This window comes from Salinicoccus luteus DSM 17002, assembly GCF_000712035.1.
GTDB classification, from domain to species: domain Bacteria; phylum Bacillota; class Bacilli; order Staphylococcales; family Salinicoccaceae; genus Salinicoccus; species Salinicoccus luteus.
The window spans coordinates 1-1624 of the sequence record NZ_JONV01000002.1; the positions used below are offsets into that span (position 1 = coordinate 1).

Below are 1624 nucleotides of genomic sequence, written 5' to 3' on the forward strand. Positions count from 1 at the left end.
GGGAGGTCAAAGCTAAATGAGATATTGCTGGTCTGTTCTGATGATTCGTGTGCATGCTATGTATCTATTTCAAATAATAATTCTGTTTCTGATAATGCCATATTGCAATAATTGAGTTAGCTTCCTGTTCTGCTTCTGATGGTTTTTCTTCGTCTGATGTCTGTACCAAGTTTCCATCTTCCATATCGTCTAAATTTAGAAGTTTATGTTTTTCTTTAAGTAACCCACCATAGGAGATCATTCGTTTTCTAAAGAGACCAAATTCCAAATCTCCAACAATTTCTAAGTTTCTATCTTTGTTATCTGTTAAATAATCTGATGATTTTACCGAATATTTACTGGTTTCTTTGATTGCAGATTGAATATCGGTATCGCCTTTTTTATTGGGCTTAATGACTTGGATATTTACTATCGGACGGTAGATGACTTTCAAGGCTTTTTGCCACAAAGTAGTCCATTCATCATGAGAAATATAATTCTTCTTATCTTTGAAATACATATTCTCTACACACAACAAAATATGCATATGTTGATTATATGCGCCTGTTTCCTTGTTCACTGTCACTTCAGTTGAACGCATGAATCCAATAAGATTCTTTTTCACTTTTGCATACATCTTTAATTTATTAAATGCTTTGGTTAATTCCGATAATCCTTTATTAAGATCTTCTCCATCTACTGCATTTCTTGCCGTTAATGTTAAGTACAACCAACGTGCTTTCGGCTTTTCTTTAATCACTGCTTCTACGACTTGCTGTGCTTGGTAACTATTTTTCATCGACCGTCGCCAATTACAAACTGGACATAATTTCGATTTACAGAACCATGTTTTAAAAAGTTTTAAATAACCTTCATCAGTCGGTTTAAATTCAAGGACACGCCCACAAGCTCCAACATTACTAGCTTTCTTAAATTTAAGAATCTGAAGCAGTTCAGAATAACTAACATTCTCTAACTTTCTTTCACGCCATGGTCGCTCTTTACCTGACTTTGTTACATCTTTTAAAACTTCCTCACCTTGATTCTGATCATCTTCTGTTGTATTATAAAAATGCATATAGAGACCCCCAGTTATTAAGTTTGAATGTGGTAATTTAATCTTATAACTGGGGTTTTACTATGTCAAATTCTCTTTCAACCATAAAAAACGCCTTAAACCCTTACATATCAAAGGTTTGAGGCGTTTTTAAATCTTTGAGTTATTTCTAATAGGTATCAAGACAAGAAGAAACTCGTTTTCAACTCGTTTCTAAAATAAAAAGAGCCCTTTAACTATGAGCTCTTTTTATTTTTCTATTTCTAAAAATGAATAGATACCTAGGAAAATAAGTAAAAAAACCACTGGCAATGAAACAATTACATCACCATCTAAAATAAAGAATAATCCTAATAAAAATAGTGCTGTTAAAAAGTAAATATAAGAAAATTTCCTACTTAATAATAATTTTTTCATAATTATCACCTGTTAAAAACAAAAAGTAGCTGCTCCAGTCATACCTGAAAAAGCACCGCCGAAAACTCCACCACCTAATACAATTACAGGGGTAGCAGCCATTGCACCAATACCCATACCAGTAAAATAAATTTGTCCCTAACACTAACATGGTTATACAAAGAATAAAGG

General features: G+C 32.7%; 2 protein-coding genes. Both read right to left on the bottom strand.

The features are described from left to right. Positions 1-64: 64 nt before the first annotated feature. The gene (locus tag BO53_RS0100070; RefSeq protein ID WP_084184798.1) at positions 65-1057 is read right to left on the bottom strand and encodes a protein rep; all 993 of its coding nucleotides are present in this window, start codon (positions 1055-1057) and stop codon (positions 65-67) included. Positions 1058-1285: 228 nt separating this feature from the next. After that, on the bottom strand, positions 1286-1453 hold the full coding sequence (locus tag BO53_RS13975; RefSeq protein WP_169738716.1) for a hypothetical protein: 168 nt from the start codon (positions 1451-1453) through the stop codon (positions 1286-1288). Positions 1454-1624: the final 171 nt, after the last annotated feature.